The 25101-nt window shown below is 41.5% G+C and carries 19 protein-coding genes; 5 read left to right on the forward strand and 14 right to left on the reverse strand.

Annotated elements, in window-relative coordinates; all coding sequences use genetic code 11:
* Positions 1 to 13 precede the first annotated feature (13 nt).
* The 3 genes from SORDD05_RS05550 to SORDD05_RS05560 form a co-directional block, all read right to left on the reverse strand.
* Positions 14 to 1975 (reverse strand): peptide ABC transporter substrate-binding protein, encoded by a 1962-nt coding sequence (locus tag SORDD05_RS05550; RefSeq protein ID WP_081102458.1) that lies wholly within the window; start codon positions 1973 to 1975, stop codon positions 14 to 16.
* Between the two features lie 147 nt (positions 1976 to 2122).
* The gene (locus SORDD05_RS05555) at positions 2123 to 4090 is read right to left on the reverse strand and encodes a peptide ABC transporter substrate-binding protein (protein ID WP_061417629.1); all 1968 of its coding nucleotides are present in this window, start codon (positions 4088 to 4090) and stop codon (positions 2123 to 2125) included.
* A gap of 169 nt (positions 4091 to 4259) precedes the next feature.
* A complete protein-coding gene (locus SORDD05_RS05560) occupies positions 4260 to 5870 on the reverse strand; it encodes a glycoside hydrolase family 13 protein (RefSeq protein ID WP_061417632.1) in 1611 nt (536 codons plus the stop codon).
* Positions 5871 to 6022: 152 nt separating this feature from the next.
* Here SORDD05_RS05560 and SORDD05_RS05565 point away from each other — a divergent pair, with 152 nt between their 5' ends.
* Positions 6023 to 7507, forward strand: a complete 1485-nt coding sequence (locus SORDD05_RS05565; RefSeq protein ID WP_061417635.1) for a DUF1846 domain-containing protein — start codon at positions 6023 to 6025, stop codon at positions 7505 to 7507.
* A 135-nt stretch (positions 7508 to 7642) separates the two neighbouring features.
* Here the strand turns inward: SORDD05_RS05565 and SORDD05_RS05570 are convergent, their stop codons facing one another.
* Genes SORDD05_RS05570 through SORDD05_RS05590 form a run of 5 tightly spaced genes read right to left on the reverse strand, consistent with a single transcriptional unit; the run spans position 7643 to position 11571 of the window.
* Positions 7643 to 8674 carry a sensor histidine kinase gene (locus SORDD05_RS05570; RefSeq protein WP_061417638.1) on the reverse strand — a complete coding sequence of 344 codons (1032 nt, stop codon included), beginning with the start codon at positions 8672 to 8674 and terminating at the stop codon, positions 7643 to 7645.
* Complete coding sequence (locus SORDD05_RS05575) at positions 8641 to 9339, reverse strand: response regulator transcription factor (RefSeq protein WP_061417641.1); 699 nt, start codon at positions 9337 to 9339, stop codon at positions 8641 to 8643. The genes SORDD05_RS05570 and SORDD05_RS05575 overlap by 34 nt, the downstream gene beginning before the upstream one ends.
* A 12-nt stretch (positions 9340 to 9351) precedes the next feature.
* The gene (locus tag SORDD05_RS05580) at positions 9352 to 10074 is read right to left on the reverse strand and encodes a lantibiotic ABC transporter permease (RefSeq protein WP_061417644.1); all 723 of its coding nucleotides are present in this window, start codon (positions 10072 to 10074) and stop codon (positions 9352 to 9354) included.
* Positions 10074 to 10862 carry a lantibiotic ABC transporter permease gene (locus SORDD05_RS05585; protein WP_061417647.1) on the reverse strand — a complete coding sequence of 263 codons (789 nt, stop codon included), beginning with the start codon at positions 10860 to 10862 and terminating at the stop codon, positions 10074 to 10076. Before SORDD05_RS05585 ends, SORDD05_RS05580 begins: the two co-directional genes overlap by 1 nt.
* A gap of 1 nt (position 10863) precedes the next feature.
* Positions 10864 to 11571: an ABC transporter ATP-binding protein gene (locus SORDD05_RS05590; protein WP_061417650.1), complete on the reverse strand. Its 708-nt coding sequence runs from the start codon at positions 11569 to 11571 to the stop codon at positions 10864 to 10866.
* 295 nt (positions 11572 to 11866) lie between these two features.
* On the opposite strand from SORDD05_RS05590, the gene SORDD05_RS05595 reads away from it, so the two are divergent.
* Positions 11867 to 12349, forward strand: a complete 483-nt coding sequence (locus SORDD05_RS05595; protein WP_000032544.1) for an S-ribosylhomocysteine lyase — start codon at positions 11867 to 11869, stop codon at positions 12347 to 12349.
* 59 nt (positions 12350 to 12408) lie between these two features.
* Here the strand turns inward: SORDD05_RS05595 and SORDD05_RS05600 are convergent, their stop codons facing one another.
* Both SORDD05_RS05600 and pflB read right to left on the reverse strand, forming a co-directional pair.
* Positions 12409 to 14514, reverse strand: a complete 2106-nt coding sequence (locus tag SORDD05_RS05600) for an ATP-dependent Clp protease ATP-binding subunit (protein ID WP_061417654.1) — start codon at positions 14512 to 14514, stop codon at positions 12409 to 12411.
* 392 nt (positions 14515 to 14906) lie between these two features.
* Positions 14907 to 17222, reverse strand: coding sequence for a formate C-acetyltransferase (pflB, locus tag SORDD05_RS05605; RefSeq protein ID WP_000260613.1), 2316 nt, complete (start codon positions 17220 to 17222; stop codon positions 14907 to 14909).
* Between the two features lie 236 nt (positions 17223 to 17458).
* Between pflB and dinB the strand changes: the two genes are divergently transcribed.
* Positions 17459 to 18520 carry a DNA polymerase IV gene (gene dinB, locus SORDD05_RS05610; RefSeq protein WP_061417657.1) on the forward strand — a complete coding sequence of 354 codons (1062 nt, stop codon included), beginning with the start codon at positions 17459 to 17461 and terminating at the stop codon, positions 18518 to 18520.
* A 33-nt stretch (positions 18521 to 18553) separates the two neighbouring features.
* Here dinB and SORDD05_RS05615 read toward each other — a convergent pair whose 3' ends face one another.
* Entirely contained in the window at positions 18554 to 19399 is an 846-nt protein-coding gene (locus SORDD05_RS05615; protein ID WP_061417661.1) for an undecaprenyl-diphosphate phosphatase, read from the reverse strand.
* Between the two features lie 59 nt (positions 19400 to 19458).
* Positions 19459 to 21348 (reverse strand): DUF2207 domain-containing protein, encoded by a 1890-nt coding sequence (locus tag SORDD05_RS05620; protein ID WP_061417664.1) that lies wholly within the window; start codon positions 21346 to 21348, stop codon positions 19459 to 19461.
* Between the two features lie 132 nt (positions 21349 to 21480).
* On the opposite strand from SORDD05_RS05620, the gene SORDD05_RS05625 reads away from it, so the two are divergent.
* On the forward strand, positions 21481 to 23040 hold the full coding sequence (locus SORDD05_RS05625) for an ABC transporter substrate-binding protein/permease (protein WP_061417667.1): 1560 nt from the start codon (positions 21481 to 21483) through the stop codon (positions 23038 to 23040).
* Complete coding sequence (locus SORDD05_RS05630; RefSeq protein ID WP_061417670.1) at positions 23040 to 23780, forward strand: amino acid ABC transporter ATP-binding protein; 741 nt, start codon at positions 23040 to 23042, stop codon at positions 23778 to 23780. Before SORDD05_RS05625 ends, SORDD05_RS05630 begins: the two co-directional genes overlap by 1 nt.
* 93 nt (positions 23781 to 23873) lie before the next feature.
* Here the strand turns inward: SORDD05_RS05630 and SORDD05_RS05635 are convergent, their stop codons facing one another.
* Together SORDD05_RS05635 and SORDD05_RS05640 are read right to left on the reverse strand one after the other, a co-directional pair.
* On the reverse strand, positions 23874 to 24089 hold the full coding sequence (locus SORDD05_RS05635) for a capsule biosynthesis transcriptional regulator (protein WP_001130035.1): 216 nt from the start codon (positions 24087 to 24089) through the stop codon (positions 23874 to 23876).
* A 101-nt stretch (positions 24090 to 24190) separates the two neighbouring features.
* Positions 24191 to 25087 (reverse strand): SPFH domain-containing protein, encoded by an 897-nt coding sequence (locus tag SORDD05_RS05640; RefSeq protein ID WP_000242874.1) that lies wholly within the window; start codon positions 25085 to 25087, stop codon positions 24191 to 24193.
* Positions 25088 to 25101 lie beyond the last annotated feature (14 nt).

The following is a 25101-nucleotide window of genomic DNA, read 5'->3' on the forward strand; positions in this document are numbered from 1 at the left end:
CTTGTCTTCGCTGTTATTTGATATGATTTTTAAATTCTTTTTGGCTCTTTTCGATAGCCTTTTTACTTTCTTCTTCCCACTTAGCCTTGGCCTCGTCAAATTGTTTCTTGGTAACAGGGTCTTTTTGTAATCTCATGTACTTATAGTTGTTTCCGTCACCCTTGATTCCCACTAGAGAGTAGGCACGTGTAAACGGAGTTACTTTAGTTACAGAGGCTGTTCCACCATTTGACATAGCTGACATGACCAGAGAATTGTCAATCATCCAAGCTTGAGCTTCAGCGTATTTTTCATAACGCTTAGCGATATCTTTATTCTCAGCATCCGCTTCTTTTAGAAGTTTTGTATAGGTATCTAGCCCTAGACTCTTGATGAGTTCTTGGTCTTCCTTGGCATCAAGACCAAAAATCTTGAGATAAAAGCCTGTTTCAGCATTGAAGGGATCTAGATAAGTGGATGGATCCTGGTAATCACCAACCCAACCATCAAAGTTTAGGTCGTAGTCACGAGCTGCTGGATTTGGCGCTAGGAAGGCAACATTTCCAAAGTCATCCGTAGAAAGCTGTTGAACATCAATGATGATATTGTCAGAACCTAGTACTGTTTCAAGGGTTTGTTTAACCGAGTTCATACCAGACACCGCATTTTTATTCGTCTGATCAACAGGAACATCCAAATGGATTGGGAAAGTCACGCCTTGGGCTTCCAATTCCTTTTTAGCTTCTGCAAATTTTGCTTGGGCCTTTTCCTTGTTAAAGTAGGCATCTTGAGCATCTGCCAAATTGATACCTGACCACTCAGTTCCATAGTTTACAAGCTTAGAAGCTGTTACTTCTCCAAAGGTCTTATCTCCCACCTGGACAAATGTTGGGGGAACCAAAGTATTACGAAGGGTTTTGCTCGCTGCTTCTTCACCGTTAGATTGAGCAGAGTAGGCCGTTCGATCAATACCAAAGTTGATAGCCTGACGGAAATTTTTGTTTAAGATAGCTGTTTGAGCTGATTTCTTTTGTTCGTCCGTTGTTTTAGCGGTATGGTTATAGGTCTTGCGGTTAACGTTAAAGTTAAAATACCAAGATGTCTTGTCCTGCAAGCTATAAACGATATTGTCTTGGTATTTTTCTTTTGTCTTAGCATAGTTCGAACTATTTGGATAGACTCCCGCAATCGAGTAAGCACCACTTTCAAAGTTTCGAATCGTCATCTCCTGATCTGATCCATCAAAGTAAGCTAACTTAACTTTTTCAATGGTTACTTTATCATGATCATAATAGTGTGGATTCTTCACATATTCGATCGAAGATTTTGATGTGAAATCTTTTAACAGATATGGACCGTTATAAAGGATACCGTCTGGTGTCAATGTACCAAAATCTTTATCCTTTGATTTCAAGAACTCTTCGTTGACTGGGAAAAGGATACTATTGGTTGTCTTTGAATTCCAGTACGGCTCTGGTCGAGTCAAAGCATACTCGACTGTATAATCATCCAAGGCTTTGACACCAACAGTTGAAAAGTCATTGGTCACACCCGTCACATAGTCATTCAATCCCTTGATTGAATTTTGGATTAGATCCATGGCTTGCCCCTTGTTGTCCGCGGCATATTTAATCCCAGTGACAAAATCTTGGGCTTTGACTGGAGCGTATTCCTCACCATCAGCCGTGTACCACTTGGCATCTTTTCTGAGCTTGTAGGTATAGATCAGACCATCTGACGACACAGACCATTCTTCAGCCAAAGCTGGCGTTAGATTTCCATAGCTATCATTTTCTAACAAGCCATCTACGAGATTGGTAATAACAGCAGTGTTATCTGCATAATAATCCAGAAGATAGTTAAAAGTTGTTGGATTCGCACCAAATGTTGACGAGTAGGTGCTGGTATCTGTGTTGGACTGTCCACATGCCGAAAGCAAGAGCCCCGTCGCTAGGACAAGACCTGTCCCGATAAGTCTTTTTTTCATTTTAATCATTCACTCCTTTATGTCACTTCTTGTAACATAACCATATTCTATCAAATCCATCCAAAAATGTAAAGTTACTAGTTTTACGACAACTGGTATCTCAAAATCAGAAAAAGGAAGCACAGATTTTCTGCAACTTCCTTTTCTGTTTATAGACTATTTGACGTGTTTTTCTAGCTCTTTTTGGTATTTGGCATTTGTTTCAATTTTTTCTTTCTGCCATTTCTTGAGAGCTTCTTCGTATTCTTTTGTAGTCACGACATCATTCTGCAACTCCAAACCTTTGAAGACAAATGGGTCTCCCTTGATTCCGACTTGAGAGTATGCTTTTGAGAATGGTACAGTACGGCTAACAGTTGGAGAACCACCTGAAGAGGCAACTGGAATCAAGAGCGAACTATCAGATACCCAGGCTTGAGCTTTAGCGTATTTCTCGTAACGCTTATTGAGATCACTTGTTTCAGCTGCGGCATCATCCAAGAGTTTCTTGTATTCGTCTAGACCAACTTGAGCCATCACTTCTGGATCTTTTCCACGAGTAATACCCAAGTGTTTAAGGGCAGAACCCTTCTTAGCATCAAGAATGTTTAGGTAGGTAGCTGGGTCTTGATAGTCTGGTCCCCAACCAGTTCCATTCAAGTCGTAGTCTTTTTGTGCTGGAACCTTAGCTTGAGACGTAATGCTCATTTTTTCATTATCGGTCATTTGAAGGACATCGACGATGACATTCTCAGTTCCGAGTGTTGATTCGATAGACTGTTTGAGTGAGTTTGTCTGTTGAACGGCAATGACATCGGTCTGTTCAACTGGAACATCCAAATGGATTGGGAAGGTCACTCCCTTAGCCTGCAATTCTGTTTTGGCTTTTGCAAAGGCTGCCTTGGCTTTTTCTGGGTTGTAAAGCGTATCCTTACCATCTGTAAGAGCTACATCTTTCCATTGGTCTCCGTAAGAAACCAACTCTGCCTGTGCCAACTCTCCAAATGTCTTTTCACCTACTTGAACGTAGTCATGAGGCACTAGGCTGTTACGGATAATCTTGTCCGCACCTTCTTCACCATTCAACTGAGCAGTGTAAGAGTGACGATCAAGGGCAAAGTTCAGCGCCTGACGGAAGTTCTTGTTGAGAAGAGCTTCTTTCGTTGATGTTTTTTGAGCTTCGTCTGTTTTGGCTGTTTTATTATAAGATTGGCGGTTTACGTTAACAGTAAGGTAGTAGCTTGTCGCTTCTTGTGGACTGTAGACAATCTTATCGCCGTACTCTTTTTTAGTTGACTCAAAGTTTGAGCTTGTTGGGAAGAGACGAGCTGTTGTATAAGCACCTTGTGTAAAGCTACGAATCAAGGATTCTTGGTCGGAACCATCATAGAAAGTTAGTTTGATGTTGTCAATCTTAACATTATCCTTGTCCCAGTAGTTTGGATTCTTTTCATACTCGATGACTGATTTTGAAGTCAAGGATTTCAAAAGGTATGGACCGTTATAAAGGATGCTTGATGGTGTTGGCGCACCGTAATCGCTCCCTTTAGAATTCAAGAATTCTTCATTAACTGGAAGCATGGTAGCAGTTGTGACTTTAGAGTTCCAGAAGCTTTCTGGTTTGTTAAGCGTGTATTCAACCGTGTAATCATCAACAGCCTTGACTCCTACAGTAGAAAAGTCATTGCTTTCTCCACTGATGTAGGCAGCCAAACCTTTGATAGAGTCTTGAAGGAGGGAGAGGCCGTCTGATTTACCATCAGCTGCGTGTTTCAGACCAGTAACAAAGTCCTGAGCCTTGACTTCAGCATACTCTTCTCCCTCAGAAGTATACCATTTCACACCCTTACGAAGTTTGTAGGTGTAGGTCAAGCCATCTTTAGAAACGGACCAGTCTTCTGCAAGCGACGGAATCAAGTTTCCGTATTTATCGTTTTCCAAAAGACCATCGACAACGTTGGCTATAACGTCAGAAGTTGAGCTCTTGCTCGTCACGCTGTAGTCCAAAGATGATGGATCTATTGCATAGACATAAGAAAATGTCTTGGGAGCATCAGCCTTTTTTTCACTTTGCCCACAAGCAGTTAACAGTAGGGCCGCACTCAAAACAGCACCTGCTCCTAAGAGCCACTTTTTCGATCTCATAAGTAATCTCCTTAAAGATAGTATTTTCACCATTATACCCTATTTTTTTAGAAAAGCAAGGACTTTCGGATAATTTTTTAGAAAATTCTAACAAATATTTTTTAAAGACTTTTCTACACATTTTTTAGTAAAAGAACCTCAAGCATCAATGGCTTGAGGTTCACTTATTTTAATCCGTTAGTTCCACACAGAAAGCATCCCATGGAGCCAAGACCTGTTTTTCAATTGCTTCTTGAGCCACAGTGTTTTCAATCAAGACCGATTTCACTTTTCCTTCTACTGAAAATTTTTGTTTTTCATTGGACAAATTAGCCACGACTAGGAAGCGACGGGCACCGTCCTTACGGATATAGGCAAAGACCTTATCAGCCGTATCGAGCAATTCAAAATCAGCTCGAATCAACCAGCTGTTTTCCTTACGGATTTGGATGAGTCTCTGATAGGTATAGAAAATAGAATCTGGATTTGCCAGTGCTTCTTGAACGTTGATTTCTTGGTAGTTTGGATTAACGGTTAACCAAGGTTGACCTGTTGAGAAACCAGCATTTTTGCTCTCATCCCATTGCATCGGAGTACGGGCATTATCACGTCCGATGACACGGATACTGTCCATAATTTCCTCTAGTCGAACGCCTTTTTCAAGAGCCTCACGCGCATAGTTAAGGGATTCAATATCTTCTACTTGATCCAGTGTTTCAAAAGGATAATTGGTCATTCCAATCTCCTCACCTTGGTAGATATATGGAGTCCCTCTCATGAGATGAAGCAAGATTGCAAAGGCTTTGGCTGATTTTTCGCGGTATTCTTGGTCATTTCCCCAGATAGAGACGATACGAGGAAGATCGTGGTTGTTCCAGAAGAGGGAATTCCAGCCGTCTTCAACTCCTAACTCTGTCTGCCATTTATTGAAGATTTCTTTCAACTTACTGATATTCAGCTCTTTTTGATAGTGCCACTTAGGTTGTTCTTCCTGATACTGAAGACAGATATGCTCAAACTGGAAGACCATAGACAATTCTTGACCCTTTGGATCAGAGTAGAGCTTAGCAATCTCTGGCGTCGCCCCCCAAGTTTCTCCCACCGTCAAGAGATCTTTATCCCCAAAAGTCGCCTTATTCATCTCTTTGAGATAGGGATGGAGCATGGGACCGTTATTGACTACCTTCTCATCAGGAATCTTACCAATCATATCAATGACATCCATGCGGAAACCACCAATACCTTTATCAATCCAGAAGTTCATCATCTCATAAATTTTCTGGCGGAGTTTTTCATTCTCCCAGTTGAGATCGGGCTGTTTCTTGCTGAAAAAGTGAAGATAGTATTGACCCGACTTTTCATCGTATTCCCAAGCAGACCCACTAAAGATAGAATCTAGATCGTTAGGCTCATCCCGCCAGATATAGTAGTCTCGCTCAGGGCTGTCAGGATTTTCACAGGCCTCTACAAACCAGGCATGCTCATCCGAGGTATGATTGACCACCAAGTCCATGATAATTCGAATATCACGCTTCTTAGCTTCTGCGATCAATTCATCCATATCCTCCATAGTCCCAAAAATACCAGCAATCGCTTGATAATCAGCAATGTCATAGCCATTATCATCCATAGGACTGTCATAAACGGGAGAAAGCCAAATCGCTGTGATTCCTAGCTTGGCTAGATAATCTAACTTACTAGTAATTCCTGGCAAATCGCCAATTCCATCTCCATTACTATCCATAAAACTCTTTGGATAGACTTGATAGACTACGGCATTATGCCACCATTTTTCTTGCATCTTTTTACCTCATTATTTTAATATTCTATAGTCTATGATAGCGCTTTTTAAAATTTTATGCAAGCGTTTGCCTAATCTTTTTGATTTCTTTTTTACCTTTATAGTTTCCTAACTTCCAATTTTTTATTATAATGGAGGTCAGAGGTAAAAAAATGAAAAAACAAGCTTTTAGTTCTGAACAATATTTGAATCTACAACGCGACCACATTTTGGAGCGTATTAACCAATTTGACGGCAAGCTTTACCTAGAGTTTGGTGGCAAAATGTTAGAAGATTTCCACGCCGCTCGTGTACTTCCTGGTTATGAGCCTGATAACAAAATCAAGCTCTTGCAGGAGTTGAAAGAGCAGGTTGAGGTTGTTATCGCCATTAATGCTAGCAACATCGAGCATTCCAAAGCACGTGGTGACTTGGGTATTTCCTATGACCAAGAAGTTCTTCGCTTGATTGATAAATTCAATGAATTGGGGATTTTTGTCGAATCTGTTGTCATCACACAATACGCTGGCCAACCCGCTGCAGATGCCTTCCGCAACCAGCTAGAGAAAAACGGAATTGATTCTTATCTTCATTATCCAATCAAAGGATACCCAACGGATATGGATCATATCATTTCTCCAGAAGGTATGGGGAAAAATGACTACATCAAAACCAGTCGTAAATTAATCGTCGTAACGGCTCCTGGACCTGGTTCTGGAAAATTGGCAACCTGTGTGTCCAATATGTACCACGATCAAATCAACGGTATCAAGTCTGGCTACGCTAAGTTTGAAACTTTCCCAGTCTGGAACCTGCCCCTTCATCATCCAGTCAACTTGGCCTACGAGGCTGCTACAGCAGACCTAGATGATGTCAACATGATTGACCCCTTCCATCTCCAAACCTACGGAGAAACCACTGTCAACTACAACCGTGATATCGAAATTTTCCCAGTGCTCAAGCGCATGCTAGAACGTATCCTAGGTGAATCTCCATACGCTTCACCGACAGACATGGGTGTCAACATGGTTGGTTTTGCTATTACAGATAATGAAGCCGCTATCGAAGCTTCTAAACAAGAAATCATCCGTCGCTACTATCAAACCGTTCTTGATTTCAAAGCTGAAAAAGTCGGAGAAACTGCTGTCAAGAAGATTGAACTTCTCATGAACGACCTCGGTATCACACCTGCAGACCGTAAAGTTGCTGTCGCAGCACGTCAAAAGGCTGACGAAACTGGCGGACCTGCCCTAGCTCTCGAATTACCATCTGGTGACATTGTCACTGGTAAAAACTCAGAACTCTTTGGTCCAACAGCTGCTGCCTTGATCAATGCCATCAAGAAATCCGCTAACATCGCTAAAGAAGTAAAACTAATCGAGCCTGAAGTTGTCAAACCAATCCAAGGTCTTAAGATCAACCATCTAGGCAGTCGCAATCCGCGCCTGCACTCAAATGAAATCCTGATTGCTCTTGCCATCACAGCCATGGAAAACCCTGATGCTGCGCGCGCTATGAAGGAACTTGGTAACCTCAAAGGAAGCGAAGCTCACTCAACTATCATCTTGACAGACGAAGACAAGAACGTCCTTCGCAAGCTAGGCATCAACGTGACCTTTGACCCTTACTACCAATACGATCGCTTGTATCGCAAATAAATGAACAAGGCTGGGAAAAAAACTCAATCTGAGGGAAAATCCAGTAAATCTTTACATGATAAAAGATAAAACGCATAATATCAAGTTTTTTTGAACACTTGGTATTATGCGTTTTATGTTTCTTTCCATCCTCATTTATTTCAATGAAATTGTCAACTCGACACAGGCTCCTCCTTGGTCTGGATTGAGCAGGGTCAGACGACCACCGTGCAAGAGAGCTACCTGCTTAGAAAAGGCTAAGCCGATTCCATGATGGGGATTAGCTGAATTGCGGCTTTGGTCACTCTGATAAAAGAGCTGTTCCGCTCCCAGCAGCATCTCCTCTGAAAATGCAGGGCCATTGTTCCAGATAGCAAAAACCAACTGGTCCTGCTGCACTGATACCGTCAGCTTCACTTCCTTTTGATCCGGGTCAGCATGTTCAAGCGCATTCAGTAAAATATTGAGCAAAGCTCGCTTGAGATAGTCCAAATGAATTGATAAACTCAAGCTAGGATCACAATCTTCTTGGAGACAAAAACGATAGCTTTCCTGTTTGCTGAACAGTGCCCAGTCGTCCTGTAGATCAGCCAAAAAGTCCCCTAAGGAAAGCTGACTGAACTGATTAGCATCAATCTGAAAAGTCTTAGCATAATCAATCAAAGAGCCACAATACTCTTCCATCTTGTGACTGGCCTGCAAAATCTCAGCAGCATAGTCTGCCTGTGGCTGGTCCAACTGCGCCAATTCCAAGAGCTCAGCATTCCCCTTAATCACAGTTAAGGGCGTTTTCAAATCGTGCGATGTCGCTGATAGCTGTAGAATCAACTCCTGATTGTGCTGCTGCTCTTTTTCTAGAAGACGAGCATTTTCTTGATGGCTGCTTCGTAAATCGCTATAAACTTCTAGCATTTCCTCGATCCGAAAAAGCTGGCTTTGATTTTCTTCTAAAAGCTTCTCGCTCTTTAGCATTTTTATTTCCCTGTCGATTTTTCGGAGCAATTTCAAAATATGATAAAAAGTAATCAGCAGCAAGCTCCCTGCCCAAAAGAACAAGGTGAAAAGGGCATAATCGCTGCCTTGTGTAAATTCATAGCCGATAAGCACAAAAATCAAAACATGAAAAAAGACGATTTTTAAACTGGTTGTCCAGACTAGGCTTTTAAAATTTCGGGTTCTAATTGCCATCTATAGCCTACTCCTCTCACTGTTGCGATTGCTTGCAGCCCTTCTTGTTTGCATTTTTGACGAATCTGATATACGTATTCTGAGATGGAACGAAGCTGTGTTTCTGAACTTTCTGGGTAAAGCAAGGTATGCAGACGTTCAGCTGAAAAGGTCTGTTTGGGATTGCTAGCTAGTAAATGCAGCAATTTAAACTCTCGCTCTGAGAATTTCAAGACTTTACCAAAACAGGCAACTTCATAGCGCTCCGGATAAAATTGACAAGAAGCAATTTCAGAATAGCGCTCCTCACGTCTTTCCTCCCGCCGAAGATGAGCCTTGACACGCGCCAGCAATTCGTTGGTCCCAAAAGGTTTGACAATATAGTCATCTGCTCCGCGAAAGAGCCCTTCCACCTTGTCAGCCTCCAATTCCTTAGCCGTCAGAAATATGATTGGGCAAGAAAGATGCGGACGAATATAGGAACACAGCTCAAAACCATTAACAGGCTCCATCATCACATCCAGCAGAACCAAGTCATATCCGACAAAATGTGTCAGCTCTAGCTCTTCTATCCGATCAAGCGTCGTCACATCATAAGCATCGAGCTCTAGGACGTTTTTCACCAGCTTTAAAATGCTCTGGTCGTCATCAACCACCAAAATACGATACTGTCTCATGATTTCCATTATAGCATACCTCTAACGAACATCTCGTTTCAAGGTTAAGAATATAGCAGAGCTCCAAACCAAAGCTAGCCAGAACAGCTGTATTCCCAGCCCTGATAGATCTATTGAATGCTGAAGTCCTTCATAGTCAAAAAGATTTAGCGTAGCCAGATCGGGCAGGTATTTTGCTTCCTGGATAAAAGTTGCCAATAAACGGCTGAGACCAATCAAGAGAGGAAAGAGCACCGATACCGGCACAACCCAAGATTGAAAGAGCAAAGCGAGGCCGGCAGTTAAAAAAGCCAGAAAAAGATTGCTGAGAAGACCAAAAGAGCTGTAATAAAGGAATTTCCCCAGCAAGGACCAGCTAAAGTCCAGGTCAAAACGAGCCAGCATAACAAGGAAACAGCTGCTTATAATGATACTATAGAGAACCAAGAGCAGCAAGACCAGAAAAAGGAATTTCCCAGCCAACCAAGCCTTTCTATTTGATACAGTTAGAAAATTCGCTCGCATCCCAGACTTGACAAACTCCTGGGCAAAATAGAGGGAAGTAAAGATGACGATGACAGGCTGCGCCAGATAGAGGGCATGCAAAGTCTCACTCAGAGCCTTTGTCTGGCAAACTGCTGTTTGACTGTAGTCAAGATTCATCAGAAAAAATGGAACGATTACCAGAGCCACCAAGGCTACACCAAGAGCGAGATAGTAAGAACGGAACTTAATCCATTCGCTTCTAAGTAGAGCTTTTATCATCAGTATCGCCCTCCTAAATCCGTCTTCAAAAAGCGCAGAGAAGTCATGCCGCCGATGATTAGTATCCATGCGCCAAGTATCAACAGCCCTTGCAAGGGATTGTTAGCATATTGGGAAGTTGGCGTTGCAGCAAACAACTCTCCTGCTGGCTGTGGCAGATAAGCTCCCCAACTCGTGTGAGCTGCCAGGTAGTTTCCCAGATTATAGATTTGGGGTACGAGAAAAAGCAGGGGAACTAGCATGGTCCGAGCCAACAAACCTAACAAAAACGAAAGGATTCCCAATAAGGTCAGAGATAAGGTTTTCCACAAAATCAGACTCCAAGCTGCCTGATTGAGCAGAATCGGATCAAGCCCTTCCTTTCCTAAAGCGAGATGCATGACCATATAACTAAAGTAGATTGATAAAAAGCTAGTAGCAAGAGAAAAGCAAGTAAAGGTCATGAGTTTCCCCACAAGCAACTTCAGGCGGTTATTACAGGTCAAGAGACTGGTTCTCAAGCTATGAGACTGAAATTCCAGTGCTCCCAAAATTCCAGCTAGAATGACCAAAACCATGACTGCCATAGAGGCCCCGTTGAGACCTAGATATTCCAGCGGATCAATGGCGTTTATCAGATTAGGAACCGTCTCAGGCGTAGCATCCAAGCCGATAGATAGATACTGTCGGCCCTCTAGCCAGGATACGGCAGGCACCAAGAGCAGCATGAAGGCCATACTCACTCTGAAAGCCTTGATTGATCGGATTTTCAACCATTCTGAATGCAATAAAGACATCGTTTCTTTCATCTTAAACCTCCTCTGTCAAATCAAAGAAGAGATCTTCTAGACTGTCTGAATCTTGCAGCACCTCTTCCAATCGTCCTTGCTCAATAATTCGCCCATGATGAATCAAGACCACATCATCTGTCACCATTTGTACCTCTGACAGGATATGGGAAGATAGAAGTACCGTTTTCCCTAAATCAGCCTGCTGACGGATGAACTTTCTAAACCACTTAATCCCACTTGGATCCAGCCCATTAGTCGGCTCATCTAATATAAGAAACTGAGGATCACCCAGCAAAGCTGCGGCCAAACCCAGCCGCTGACCTTCCCCCAGAGACAGGCTTGACAAGAGGTCCTTTCTCTTATGAGCGATTCCAGTCATCTCTAAAACCTCATCGATCCGAGACTTGGGAATAGCATTACTTGCAGCAATAATATGCAGATGGTCGTAAACCTTTCTATTTGGCAGACCTCCAATACCGTCAAAAGCTGCACCTACTGTTTTGAGAGGATAAATCATTGACTGATAGGTTTGTCCATCAAAAGTCGCAGTTCCTGCTGTCGCCCGATCTAAGCCCAAGAGAATCCTCAAGGTCGAGCTTTTTCCTGCACCATTATGTCCTAGAAAAGCCGTAATGCGACCACTCCTAGCTGTAAAAGAAATATCCTTTAAAATTTGCTTGTCTCCATATTTTTTAGAAACACGATCAATTTTTACAATATGTTCCATACTGAACTCCTTTGTCTTTATTTTCTCCAGTATACCCAATCTAGTTCAGAATTAGTTCAGAGATTAAACAGAAATTTCAGAAAAAGTTGATCCACTTTTCAAAAGTCACCTTAGTTCCACTAGAAAAACTAAACTTTTCTTTCACAAGGTATTCTTCTCTCCATTCTTTCTTTATAATTCTGAGGTTTATGTATAGAGACTTTATTATCATTCTAGTACCAAAAAGTCACTTATCAAACTCCATCAACAGCAACCTTTATGATATAATGAAAGAAGCAAATTGAAAGGATTTACCATGTCAAAAGAAGTTATTGTTGAAAGTTTTGAACTTGACCACACTATTGTTAAAGCACCCTATGTTCGCTTGATTGGGGAAGAAACAGGGCCAAAGGGAGACATCATCTCCAACTTTGATATTCGCTTGGTACAGCCAAATGAGGACTCTATCCCTACCGCTGGCCTTCACACCATTGAGCACCTCTTAGCCAAACTCATCCGTACCCGCATTGACGGTATGATTGACTGTTCGCCATTTGGTTGTCGTACAGGCTTCCACATGATTATGTGGGGACGCCATACCAGCGCTGAGATTGCAGCCGTTATCAAGGATTCACTCAAGGAAATTGCTGAAACCACTACTTGGGAAGATGTTCCTGGAACAACCATCGAATCTTGCGGAAACTACAAGGACCACAGCCTCTTTTCTGCTAAAGAATGGGCAAAACTCATCTTGGAACAAGGAATATCAGATGATGCCTTTGAGCGTCATGTCATCTAAACAAATAAAGGAACCAGCTTTTTAGCTAGTTCCTTATTTTTTATTCTCAAAATCTCGAGTTAGGCTTTTTCACGAATGACCAAAACGCCATCTTCCATATCTGCTTCCAAATGTTTGGCATCTAGATGATCCAAGTGGAAGTCTGTCACCTTATCACGAATTTGTTGTTCAACCACGCGACGAAGAGGACGGACACCCATAACTTCGTCATAGCCTTCTTCTGTGATAAAGTCCTTAGCTGCTTGGCTGACTTCCAAATCAATGTCTTTCTTAGCCAAGGTTTGGTTGACTTCAGCCAACATCAAGTCCACAATCTTAGAAAGGTCTTCCTTATTCAAGTGTGAAAACTCGATAACTGCATTAAAGCGGTTAAGGAATTCTGGACGGAAGTATGGTTTCAAACGATCCATTAATTCTGGCTTATCTGCATCTTCTGTCAAGTTAGCTTCATAGCCAAAGCCAGCATTTGATGTTGCGATAATGACAGTGTTCTTGAAGTTCACTGTATTGCCTTGACCATCAGTCAAACGACCATCATCCAAGACTTGGAGGAGAAGAGTAATCACTTGAGGATCAGCCTTTTCAATCTCGTCCAAGAGAATGATAGAGTATGGATTGCGACGAACACGTTCTGTCAAGGTATTGCTATTGTCATCATACCCCACATAACCTGCTGTTGTACCGATCAACTTAGATACAGCTGTGCGGTCACTGTATTCAGACATATCCAAACGAATGATAGCATCCTTAGTTCCAAACATATCCAGTGCCAATTGCTTAGCAAGCTCGGTCTTACCAACCCCAGTTGGGCCTACAAAGAGGAAGCTACCGATTGGGCGATTGCCTTCATCAAATCCTGCACGGTTACGACGGATAGCACGAGCTACAGCTTCAACCGCCTTGTCTTGGCCGATAACCTTGTGTTCCAAACGATGAGCCATATCTTTCAAACGTTCGATGTCTGACGCCCCCATTTGTGACACTGGAATACCCGTCATTCGTTCCACAGATTCAGCCACATCGTTGATGCTAGCAGTCACTTTCATGTCTTCTGTGTGGTTTTCAACTTTTTTCTCCAATTCTGCAATACGTGTCTTAGCATTGAGAGCTGCTTCAAAGTCTTCTGCTTCAACTGCTTTTTCTTGCTTGTCTTTTTCTGCTTCAATTTCACGTTCAACAGCATGCACATCTGTTACAGGATGTTGAGCTGCCAAGTGAGCTGCCGTTACATCGACAAGGTCGATAGCCTTATCTGGCAAGCTACGTTGAGGAATGTATTGGATAGAATAATCCACTGCTGCTTTCAAAACTTCGTCTGGCAAGATGACATTGTGGTGTTGTTGATAGAGGTCACGAATCCCTTGAAGGATTTTAAAAGTATCCTCTGCCGAAGGAGCATTGACCTTCACTTCGTTGAAACGACGAGCAAGAGCTGCATTTTTCAAGATGGTGTTACGGTATTCATCTTGAGTTGTCGCTCCAATAACAGTCAACTCACCACGAGAGAGAGCTGGTTTGAGAATATCCGCAAGCCCCTTAGAACCACTGTCTCCACCAGTGCTACCAGCACCAAGAATTTGGTGAATTTCATCAAAGAAGAGGATAATATTTCCTGCTTCTTTCACTTCATTGACTAAGTTTTGAACGTTTTCTTCAAAGCTACCACGGTATTGAGTACCAGCCTCAAGACCTGAGATATCAATAGAAATAATTTCCTTATTCTTAATAGCAGCTGGAACATCTCCATTCACAATAGCTTGTGCTAGGCCTTCGACAACGGCTGTCTTACCAACACCTGCATCTCCGACAAGTACAGGATTGTTCTTGGTACGACGTGAGAGGATTTCAGATGTTTCTTGAATTTCCTTGTTTCGTCCGATAACAGGATCCAGCTTACCCTCACGAGCTTCTGCGGTCAAGTTTCGACCTAGTTTAGCAAGGACACCGTCTTGTTTCATACCTGAAGCGTGTTGTTGCATTTGTCCATCAACTTCTGCATTTCCTGGCAATTGACCAGTTGCACGATAATGAGCAAATTCCTCAGGTGTCACTTCACGTCCATTAATCAAGTAGCGACGATTTTCAGAACTATATCCTCGCATACCACCCATCAATTGGTTAAATAAATTATCCATGTTGTTAAAGTTATTAAAGTTGTTGTTCATATTCATTACCTCGTTTATTGTTAATTATTTGCGATCTCTGATATTGACTATCTTTGACCTTTGTTTTAAAAATTTTAGACTAGCTAACTAGCTATCCTACGTATAATTTCTGGTTTTTCTTTTTTAAATAAGCCTTTTATCATCTTCTTTTCAAAGTCTGTTAGATTAAACATAGGCCTCACCCCTTTCTCGGGATTCTATACCTCATTCTCAAAGACTAATTCGTTGAAAATGAGCTTTCTAAGGAATTCATTTTCCTTATGTTTCTACTATATCACATTGATCAGTAAAAGTCAATAAATTTTTGACCAATTTTGACTATTTTTTAAAAAATTTTTAAGCACACAAAAAGCCAGTCATATCGACTGGCTTTTCTCTATTCCAATTGAATCTTAGCTCAATGCGTCATCCATTGAAAGAACTTCGTGGAAGACACGTTGTGTCAATTCAGTTTTTTGTTCTGGTGTGAGGTATTTAGTGTTTACACAGTATCCAGAGATACGAACGATTACGTCTTCACCTGACATGATCTTTTCGTAAACATCGTTCAAGTCCATAACGTTCAAGTTAACGTGTTGTCCACCGTTTTCGAAGTAACCATCAAGGATCGTTACCAAGTTATCCACTTGTTCGTCACGAGTCTTACCAAGAGCACGTGGAGAAACTTGAGTTGTCAATGAGATACCGTCAGCTGCGTAACCAAAGTCAAGGCTAGCAAGTGAGTTCAAGTTTTGCAACCATCCACCTTTAGCTTTGTTAGAAGGGTTAGCACCTGGTGAGAAGAATTCAAGTTTAGACAAGTTCACAGAACCATCTTCGTTGAGGTATACACCTTTGTGGACTGGTGAGTTACCAGTTTGTTTAGAGTAAGCAACGTTAGATGTGATTGTCAAAAGTGATACTGTAGCTTCTGCGTCTTTGTAAAGTTTGTGGCTACGTAGACGAGTTGTGTAAGCTTCAATCAACCATTCTGCCAATTCGTTTGAACGTGGGTCATCTTCACCCCAACGTGGGTATTCACCGATTGTTTCGTAATCGTAGATGTAACCATCTTCATCACGGATTGGTTTAACAGTAGCGTATTTAATCGCTGACAATGTATCAACAGTGTTAGCAAATCCACAGATACCGAATCCCATGTTAGCACGTTGTTTAGTTGGCAAGAAGGCCATTTGAACAGCTTCGTAGTTGTACTTGTCAGTCATGTAGTGGATGATGTTCAAAGCATCTACGTAAGTGTCAGTCAACCAGTCAAGAGATTTTTCAAAGTTCGCTTTAACTGATTCGAATTCAAGAACTTCGTCACGGATAGGATCGATGTCAAATACTTTGTAGTCTTTGTGAACATCGTCGTAACCACCGTTCAAACCAGTAAGAAGAGCTTTCAAAACGTTTACACGAGCACCGAAGTACTGGATGTTGTGGCGTTGATCTTCGTTTTCTGGGTCAAGTGGTGACACACAGCATGAGATACAGCTCATTTCTCCGTATCCGTCTTTAGCCATTGTTGTTACACCTTCGTATTGGATAGAAGAGTGTTTGTGGCTCATGTGCATACAATAGCGACGGAAGTTGTATGGCAATTTGTCAGTCCAAAGAACTGTCAAGTTTGGCTCTGGAGAGTTACCGATGTTGTCAAGAGTGTTCAAGAAACGGTAGTCCATCTTAGTAACACGGTGACGACCGTCGTTACCCATACCAGCCATAGAAGTTGTGATGAAAGTTGGGTCACCTGAGTACAATTGGTCATAAGCTTTTGTACGAGCAAATTTAACTGTACGAAGTTTCATAACGAAATCATCAACAAATTCTTGGATTTCTGATTCAGTAAATGTACCACGAGCAAGGTCACGTTCTGCAAAGATATCAAGTACGATTGGCACACGTCCTAGAGATGTAGCAGCACCGTTGATAACACGGCAGACAGCCATGAAGGCGATGTTAACCCATTGGATCGCTTCTTTCGTGTTCATCGCTGGTTTGCGGACATCAACTCCGTAAAGGTCACCCAAGCGAACAACTTGTTGCAATGCTTGGTATTGAAGGTTTACTTCTTCACGAAGACGGATTGTTTCTTCGTCAATTTCTTTGATTGCATTCCAGTCGTTTACTTTTTCTTGCATCAAGTAGTCTGCACCGTAAAGAGCAAGACGTGCGTAAACACCGATGATACGTCCACGTGAGTAGGCATCTGGTAGACCAGTTACAGTGTGAGCGTGACGAGCACGACGAATGTTTGAAGTGTAGGCACGGAAGATACCGTCGTTAACTGTTGTTACGTATTTAGTAAAGATTTCGTGAACAGCTGGGTCTGGTTCGTATCCATTTTCTTTCAAAGTAGTTTCAGCCATACGGATACCACCTTTTGGCATGAAGTTCAATTTGAAGAGTTCATCGTTTTGGATACCAAAGATCAATTCGTTTTCTTTGTCGATAAATCCAGCAGGAATATCAGCAATAGATGTTGGACGAGTGTCCATTGGGAAACGAGTTTCTTCGTAGTGTGCCTTAGTTTCTTCTACAATCTTTTTGATGTGAAGTGAACGTTCTGTTGGTCCAGCAAGGAAACTTTCATCTCCATCGTAAGGTGTGTAGTTAGCTTGAACGAAGCGAGAAATACTTGCTTTTTCTTTCCAATCTACGCCTTTGAAGCCTTCCCAAGCTTTGTCAAAAATGTCTTGTGCTTCAACAACTGTCTTAACAACCATGTTAATGTCCTCATTTTTCTTTCTAGTAACAGTCATCTGTTACATTCATGAGACCAGTATACCATACAGTAACCGATTTCAACAAGCGAAAAAAGGCTTTTTCATCACTTTCTTTTCTAATACAGTCTGTTTATCGGCGCAATCTGTGTTATATATTTGAAAGAATGAGTGCTCTTTTCCATTTTTTCAGAAAAAAAGGTATAATGAATAAAAAATGACATTAGAAAGGAAGCAAAATGCTCATATTTCCATTGATTAATGATTTGTCCAGAAAAATCATCCATATCGACATGGATGCCTTTTTTGCTGCGGTGGAAATAAGAGACAATCCTAAGTTAAAAGGAAAACCTGTTATCATTGGGAGCGACCCCAGACAAACTGGCGGACGGGGAGTTGTGTCTACTTGTAGCTACGAGGCGCGAGCCTTTGGCATTCACTCTGCCATGAGTTCTAAAGAAGCTTATGAGCGTTGTCCTCAGGCCATCTTTATCTCGGGAAATTATGAAAAATACAAAACTGTGGGACTTCAGATTCGAGCTATTTTTAAACGCTATACTGATTTGATTGAACCTATGAGTATTGACGAAGCCTACTTGGATGTAACCGAAAATAAACTTGGTATCAAGTCGGCAGTCAAAATAGCTCGTCTCATCCAACAAGATATCTGGCAGGAACTACACTTAACTGCTTCTGCTGGTGTTTCTTACAATAAATTTTTAGCTAAAATGGCCAGTGATTATCAGAAGCCCCATGGTTTAACAGTGATTCTACCTGACCAAGCCCAAGAATTTCTCAAACAAATGGATATTGCTAAATTTCATGGAGTGGGCAAGAAAACAGTGGAAAGGCTTCATGAAATGGGCATTTATACTGGTGCAGACTTATTGAAGGTCTCTGAAATCACTTTGATTGATCGCTTTGGCAGACTTGGTTTTGACCTGTATCGAAAGGCTCGTGGTATTCACAATTCTCCAGTCAAATCCAATCGGATTCGTAAGTCCATTGGCAAGGAGAAAACCTATGGAAAGATCCTACAAGTAGAAGAAGATATTAAAAAAGAGCTGACTCTTCTCTCTGAAAAAGTTGCTCTCAATCTCAGTAAACAAGACAAAACTGGAAAAATCATTATCCTAAAGATTCGTTACGCTGATTTCTCCACTCTAACTAGACGAAAAAGCCTTCCACAAGCAACACAGGACGCTAGTCAGATTTCTCAAACTGCCCTTCAACTCTACGAAGAACTAACTGAAAAAGAGAAAGGCGTTCGTCTACTAGGAATTACAGTGACAGGATTTTAAAAAGCTTGAAGGGAGATTCCTTCAAGCTTTTGCTTATACAAACAAACGCACAAAACTATAAAGCAACAAGACGCTACCGAGTACGATACGGTATTTACCAAAGAGTGTAAAGTCGTGTTTCTTCACATAGCTGGTCAAGAAACGAATGGCAACCATGCTGACTGCAAAAGCAACACCCATAGCTACCAAGAGCAAGAATAATTGCCCAAAACTCAAGAGTTGACCTGCTTTAATAAATTTGAAAATCTTTAAAGCACTAGCTCCGAACATGACAGGAATCCCGAGATAGAAGGTAAACTCTGTTACGACAGAGCGACTTGTTCCATTCAACAAACCACCAACGATAGTAGCACCGGAACGGCTCGTTCCTGGGAAGAGGGCGAGGACTTGGAAGAGTCCAATGTAAAGAGCTGTTTTATAAGGCAACTTGTCTAGCTCTGTTACTGTTGGTTCAATGGCTTGCGCCTTATTTCGTTTTTCAAGATAGATAAAGGCAACACCATAGATAATCAACATAATGGCAACCGAAACCATGTTATGGAAGTTGGCATCAAACCAATCATCTAGTTTAAAGACCAATAGCAAAGGCAAGGTTGCAACGAAGACTTTTGACCACAATTGCCAAGTTCTACGAACTTCGACCTTGTTTTTACCAGGTTTGAAGGGATTGAGCTTGTTAAAGTAAATGACCATAACTGCTAAAATAGCGCCAAGCTGAATGACAACATTAAACATGGACATGAAGGCTTCATTTTGGTCCTTGTATTGGACAAATTCTTCCACCAAGATCAAGTGTCCTGTACTTGAAATGGGCAACCATTCTGTAATTCCTTCAACAATCCCAAAAAAGATTGACTTCAAAATTTCAATAAAATACATACATTACTCCTTTTTCTGTCCTCTATTATAGCATAATTTCGGATGTTGCGATAGATTTTTTAGAAGGCGCCGATGCTACCACCGCCTCCGCCTCCTGAGAATCCTCCACCTGAAGAACCACTTCCAGAAGATACAGAGTAATTGCTAGCTGTATTTGCAATACTAGCATAGTGACTCATTTGAGCAGTTGAATGATAAAACATACTGTGCCAGCCATAAGCTACGTAAAGATTGATATCTGGGTTCTCGACCTGAATCTGATAAGATTTCATCAAACGACTCACCTTGTCCGCATAACCAAATAAAGTAGCATAGACAAGGAGACGATTCCAAAGAACGATACTTTCTAATTCTGCCTTGTCTAGGTGAGCGATATCGCGAAGCATGTTTTCAAAACTAGTCCAGAGATAGTACGCTTCTAACCCTTCTTCATTTAAAACACCATCACGAGTATCAAATCGGGTCGTCCAATAATAGACGGCAGCTAACAGCAAGCCTGCAAATCCAAGGATAAGAAGTGGCAGAGAAAGATACCCGTGGGCATCCAAACTATACAAAAACCAGCCAAAACCAACGAAAGCAGGTAAAATCGTAAAGACACCTATCGTCAATCTCAGGATTTTTTCTCCATTACTCAGTGGACGATAATAAGCTGGAAGTTGCAAAGAGGATACCCGCTTTCTCACCCCATCCTGCATCTGCTTCAGAGCTTGCTCAAAAGACGACTTAAGCTTACGTCCTGTTTTCTGAATCCGTTTTTCATCAGCTGCTTTTGCACCTTGGTAAAGACTAGTTGACACTTGGTAATCTGCAAACAAGTCTGAAACAAGTACTTCTTCTCTTCCTGAAAAGGCCAAATTAAGGCAATCTTTTTCAAAACTTACCAATCCTTTTTCTTTTACGACTTTTAAACGGACCTCATCTCCATTTGAGATGATCGAAACATTTCCACGGTCAATCACATCCAATAAAGTTGCCTGAACGAGTTGATCAAAGGTGAACTTCCCTCTTCCCTTGGTCAAGGGGCTGACTTCCTCTAAAGAAGTGGAGTAAACAGTTTCTGATAAGACCATCGGTTCTAAGTCCATTGGCGGTTCATAGAGACGGTGATTTTTGTCATATTTCTTCGATGGGGAGGTTCTTCTTCTGTAAATGCGGTAGAAAATGACACTTAAGACTAAAGAAAGCGAGAGCAGTAAAGGGATAATCCACGTAGCCAGAGCTTTACTTTGAGCTTTTTCAGCAGTAATGGATTCCTCTATTTTTTCAAATTCTGCTAAACGATTACCTTTCAGTCCCTGATCCAAAGCTGTTTCAAAATCTTTTCTAGGCCAATAGGCATGCAATTCAACCCCACGCTGACGAGGTAGGTTCTGCAAATGAACACGATAATCACCATCTATCTTCTCTACCTTGTCCTCTGTAAAGAGTTTCCCTGTATGAAAGAAAAGTTTTTCAGCTCCATTAAAGCCCATTACTCGAAACTCAAAATTTTCGATAGGTTCTGAACTATCCGTCAGAGGTTGCCAATTAAGTTCCGCGATGTCATCGTATAGGAAAAGGAGATTTTTTAGTTGCCATGTGATTACCACTTCAACAGTATCTCCCTCTTGACCTGGATTATACACTTTTATAGTATACCCTTCCGATTCTTCTATCACTTCACTATTGACATCCTCAATGGCGCTAGTATTTTTCCATACCTGAACCTTCGGACTGGGATCTATTTCAAAGCCCTTTGGCATCTTACCAGAACGGCCAAGTCCTACTAGTTGTCCATTAAAATCCTCATCAAAATGATAGACTACTTTCTCCCTAAATTCTGCTGTATTATCTGCATGAATATACAAATCACCCTGATAAGAGCGAATCTTGAAATCAACCGCAAAAACAGAGAGTGGTAGAACACAAATCAAGGCAAATAAAAGCACGAAAAAAATCTTTTTCACAACACAATCCCCCTTTTTATCTTTGCTATCATTATATCATTTTTTATAAGTAAAGGCTTACTTGTATTGAAAATCTCACTATTTTTAGATACAATAGAGAGAGTCATTTTTAGACTAGAAATAGGAGAAAACATGAAAAAATTATGCTTATCTATCCTTGCTAGCCTAGCCCTTACACTGGGACTAGTTAGCCAAGTCCAAGCCGACGAATATTTACGCATTGGGATGGAGGCAGCTTACGCTCCCTTCAACTGGACCCAAGACGACGATAGTAATGGCGCCGTCAAAATCGACGGTACCAACCAATATGCTAACGGCTACGATGTTCAAATTGCTAAAAAAATTGCCAAAGACCTTGGTAAGGAACCTTTGGTTGTGAAAACCAAATGGGAAGGACTTGTTCCAGCACTTACTTCTGGCAAAATCGATATGATCATTGCCGGTATGAGCCCAACCGCTGAACGCAAACAAGAAATTGCTTTTTCAAGCAGTTACTATACTAGCGAACCGGTTCTATTGGTCAAAAAGGACTCTGCCTATGCGAATGCCAAATCTTTAGAGGACTTTAGCGGGGCAAAAATCACTTCTCAACAGGGTGTTTACCTTTATGACCTGATTTCCCAAATTTCAGGTGCAAAGAAAGAAACAGCCATGGGGGATTTTGCTCAGATGCGTCAAGCACTTGAAGCAGGTGTCATCGATGCCTATGTCTCAGAACGCCCTGAAGCCCTGACCGCTGAATCTGCCAACGCTAAGTTCAAAATGATTCAACCCCAACCAGGTTTCAAAACTGGCGAAGAAGACACCGCTATTGCCATTGGTCTTCGTAAAGATGACAGCCGTATCAGCCAAATCAATACTAGTATCGAAACCATCTCTAAGGATGAGCAAGTTGCACTGATGGATCGTATGATTAAAGAGCAACCAGTTGAGGCAACAACGGAGGAAGAAAGCAGTTTCTTTAGTCAAGTCGCTAAGATCCTTTCTGAAAACTGGCAACAACTCTTGCGTGGTGCTGGTATCACACTCTTAATCTCTATTATCGGAACCATCACAGGTCTCATTATCGGACTTGCAATCGGGGTCTTCCGTACTGCTCCACTATCTGAAAACAAGGTCATCTATGGCTTGCAAAAACTACTTGGCTGGATTCTCAATGTCTATATTGAAATTTTCCGCGGTACGCCAATGATTGTTCAATCGATGGTTATCTACTACGGTACAGCACAAGCCTTCGGAATCAATCTCGATCGTACACTGGCTGCTATCTTTATCGTCTCAATCAATACTGGTGCCTACATGACAGAAATCGTTCGTGGTGGTATTCTAGCAGTTGACAAGGGACAGTTTGAAGCCGCAACGGCTCTTGGTATGACCCATAATCAGACCATGCGCAAGGTTGTCCTCCCTCAGGTTGTTCGCAATATTCTACCCGCTACTGGTAATGAGTTTGTCATCAACATCAAAGATACCTCTGTATTAAACGTTATTTCAGTTGTTGAGCTTTATTTCTCAGGAAATACTGTCGCAACTCAAACCTATCAATACTTCCAGACCTTTACAATCATTGCCGTGATTTACTTTGTCCTCACCTTTACCGTGACCCGTATCCTACGTTTTATCGAACGCCGTATGGACATGGATACTTACACTACAGGTGCTAACCAAATGCAAACGGAGGATTTGAAATAATGACACAAGCAATTCTTGAAATCAAACACCTCAAAAAATCCTATGGACAAAATGAAGTGCTAAAAGACATTTCTCTTACTGTCCATAAAGGAGAGGTTATTTCCATCATCGGAAGCTCAGGAAGCGGAAAATCAACCTTCCTTCGTTCAATTAATTTACTAGAAACACCTACAGAGGGAGAGATTCTCTATCGAGGAGAAAACGTCTTAGAAAAAGGCTATAACCTCACCCATTATCGTGAAAAACTCGGTATGGTTTTCCAATCTTTCAATCTCTTTGAAAACCTCGATGTTCTCGAAAATACGATCGTTGCCCAAACGACTGTCCTTAAACGAGAACGCTCTGAAGCTGAAAAAATTGCCAAAGAAAATCTCGAAAAAGTTGGCATGGGAGAACGCTACTGGCAAGCCAAGCCTAAACAACTTTCAGGTGGACAAAAGCAACGTGTAGCCATCGCTCGCGCACTCTCCATGAATCCTGACGCCATTCTCTTTGACGAACCAACATCTGCTCTTGACCCGGAAATGGTCGGTGAAGTCCTTAAAATCATGCAGGATCTAGCTCAAGAAGGCTTGACCATGATCGTCGTCACCCACGAAATGGAGTTCGCCCGCGATGTCTCACACCGTGTCATCTTTATGGATAAGGGTGTCATTGCTGAAGAAGGCAAGCCAGAAGACCTCTTCACAAACCCTAAAGAAGAACGAACGCGAGAATTTCTTCAGCGCTATCTCAAATAACAAACAAAGACTGCATAAAATATGTAGTCTTTTTACTAACTCTTTTCAAAACAAAAGGCAGATCCATTTTAAGAATCTGCCTGTAAGCCTAGTTTAATCTTCAAATTTTTCATGATTCTTGTCATAAAAATCAATCAAGCCTAGGGCTGTTTCAAATGAAATATTTTTCACTTTTGCACGACCTTGTGCCAAAGCAATAATTGACATTTCACGTGCATTTGTTTCCTTAGAGATACGGTAACCTGTGATTTTCTTATCACGAACCCAGCCAACAACTGATTCTACTTTTTCAAAGTTTGATTTAGCCATGTTCTTCTCCTATTTCATTCTTTACGATGTTGAAATATAGTCATTTTGAGGACTATACATAAAAAAACATCTACTTATTGAAAACAAATAATGAATTGTTATTACTTAGCTTTTAAAGCTGACAATATGCTTGTTCGTATATCTTCAACTCCATCAGGATTTGCTGGTAGGAAGATGGTGTTATTGCCCTTATTGTCTGCGAAATTATTCAAGGTATCTAAATACTGATTTGTTAATAGAATAGACATAATCTGGGCTTCTGTGAGTTCAACATTGGCTCCTTTTAATTCTTGAATAGAATCAGCAAGTCCGTCAACAATAGCCTTACGCTGTTCTGCAATCCCTACCCCGTGTAGGCGATCTTTTTCTGCCTCTGCTTCTGCTGCTGTCACAATCTTAATCTTATCTGCTTCTGCAAGTTCTTGCGCTGCAACTCTCTTACGCTGGGCAGCATTGATTTCATTCATTGATTGTTTAACTTCAGCGTCAGGCTCAACCTTCGTAATCAATGTTTTTACAATGATGTAACCATATGTAGACATTTCTTCTGCTACTTGTTTTTGAACTTCTAATGCGATTTCATCTTTTTTCTCAAATAGTTCATCCAAGGTCAATTTCGGTACAGACGAACGCAAGGCATCCTCGATATAGGATTTGATTTGAGCTTCTGGTCTCATTAGTTTATAGTAAGCATCTGTGACGTTGTTCTCATTCACTCGATACTGAGTTGCCACATTCATGGTCACAAAGACGTTATCCTGCGTTTTTGTTTCCACGACAATCTCACTTTGCAATAGGCGCAACTGCACCCTGGCTGCAATTCTATCAATTCCAAAAGGCGCTCGCACATGAATCCCACTGTTACTCAACTTTTGGTATTTACCGAAACGTTCAATAATGGCGACAGATTGCTGCCTTACAACATACACAGAGCTGATAATAATCGCTGATGCAATCAGCACTAGAATAAAGAGAACAAGTAAAACATGTAAAACCATGGGAATCTCCCCCT

The sequence above is a fragment of the Streptococcus oralis genome, from assembly GCF_001578705.1.
In the GTDB taxonomy this organism is placed as follows: domain Bacteria; phylum Bacillota; class Bacilli; order Lactobacillales; family Streptococcaceae; genus Streptococcus; species Streptococcus oralis_J.

Bases quoted from the DNA above. Each gene is read 5' to 3' on its own strand.
- SORDD05_RS05575 (WP_061417641.1), bottom strand. From the start codon at position 9,339: ATGGAAATCATGAGACAGTATCGTATTTTGGTGGTTGATGACGACCAG.
- SORDD05_RS05565 (WP_061417635.1), top strand. From the start codon at position 6,023: ATGAAAAAACAAGCTTTTAGTTCTGAACAATATTTGAATCTACAACGC.
- SORDD05_RS05560 (WP_061417632.1), bottom strand. From the start codon at position 5,870: ATGCAAGAAAAATGGTGGCATAATGCCGTAGTCTATCAAGTCTATCCA.
- SORDD05_RS05590 (WP_061417650.1), bottom strand. From the start codon at position 11,571: ATGGAACATATTGTAAAAATTGATCGTGTTTCTAAAAAATATGGAGAC.
- SORDD05_RS05640 (WP_000242874.1), bottom strand. From the start codon at position 25,087: ATGGTTTTACATGTTTTACTTGTTCTCTTTATTCTAGTGCTGATTGCA.
- SORDD05_RS05625 (WP_061417667.1), top strand. From the start codon at position 21,481: ATGAAAAAATTATGCTTATCTATCCTTGCTAGCCTAGCCCTTACACTG.
- SORDD05_RS05635 (WP_001130035.1), bottom strand. From the start codon at position 24,089: ATGGCTAAATCAAACTTTGAAAAAGTAGAATCAGTTGTTGGCTGGGTT.
- SORDD05_RS05580 (WP_061417644.1), bottom strand. From the start codon at position 10,074: ATGATAAAAGCTCTACTTAGAAGCGAATGGATTAAGTTCCGTTCTTAC.
- SORDD05_RS05615 (WP_061417661.1), bottom strand. From the start codon at position 19,399: ATGTATTTTATTGAAATTTTGAAGTCAATCTTTTTTGGGATTGTTGAA.
- SORDD05_RS05555 (WP_061417629.1), bottom strand. From the start codon at position 4,090: ATGAGATCGAAAAAGTGGCTCTTAGGAGCAGGTGCTGTTTTGAGTGCG.
- SORDD05_RS05570 (WP_061417638.1), bottom strand. From the start codon at position 8,674: ATGGCAATTAGAACCCGAAATTTTAAAAGCCTAGTCTGGACAACCAGT.
- SORDD05_RS05595 (WP_000032544.1), top strand. From the start codon at position 11,867: ATGTCAAAAGAAGTTATTGTTGAAAGTTTTGAACTTGACCACACTATT.
- SORDD05_RS05600 (WP_061417654.1), bottom strand. From the start codon at position 14,514: ATGAACAACAACTTTAATAACTTTAACAACATGGATAATTTATTTAAC.
- pflB (WP_000260613.1), bottom strand. From the start codon at position 17,222: ATGGTTGTTAAGACAGTTGTTGAAGCACAAGACATTTTTGACAAAGCT.
- SORDD05_RS05550 (WP_081102458.1), bottom strand. From the start codon at position 1,975: ATGATTAAAATGAAAAAAAGACTTATCGGGACAGGTCTTGTCCTAGCG.
- SORDD05_RS05585 (WP_061417647.1), bottom strand. From the start codon at position 10,862: ATGAAAGAAACGATGTCTTTATTGCATTCAGAATGGTTGAAAATCCGA.
- SORDD05_RS05630 (WP_061417670.1), top strand. From the start codon at position 23,040: ATGACACAAGCAATTCTTGAAATCAAACACCTCAAAAAATCCTATGGA.
- dinB (WP_061417657.1), top strand. From the start codon at position 17,459: ATGCTCATATTTCCATTGATTAATGATTTGTCCAGAAAAATCATCCAT.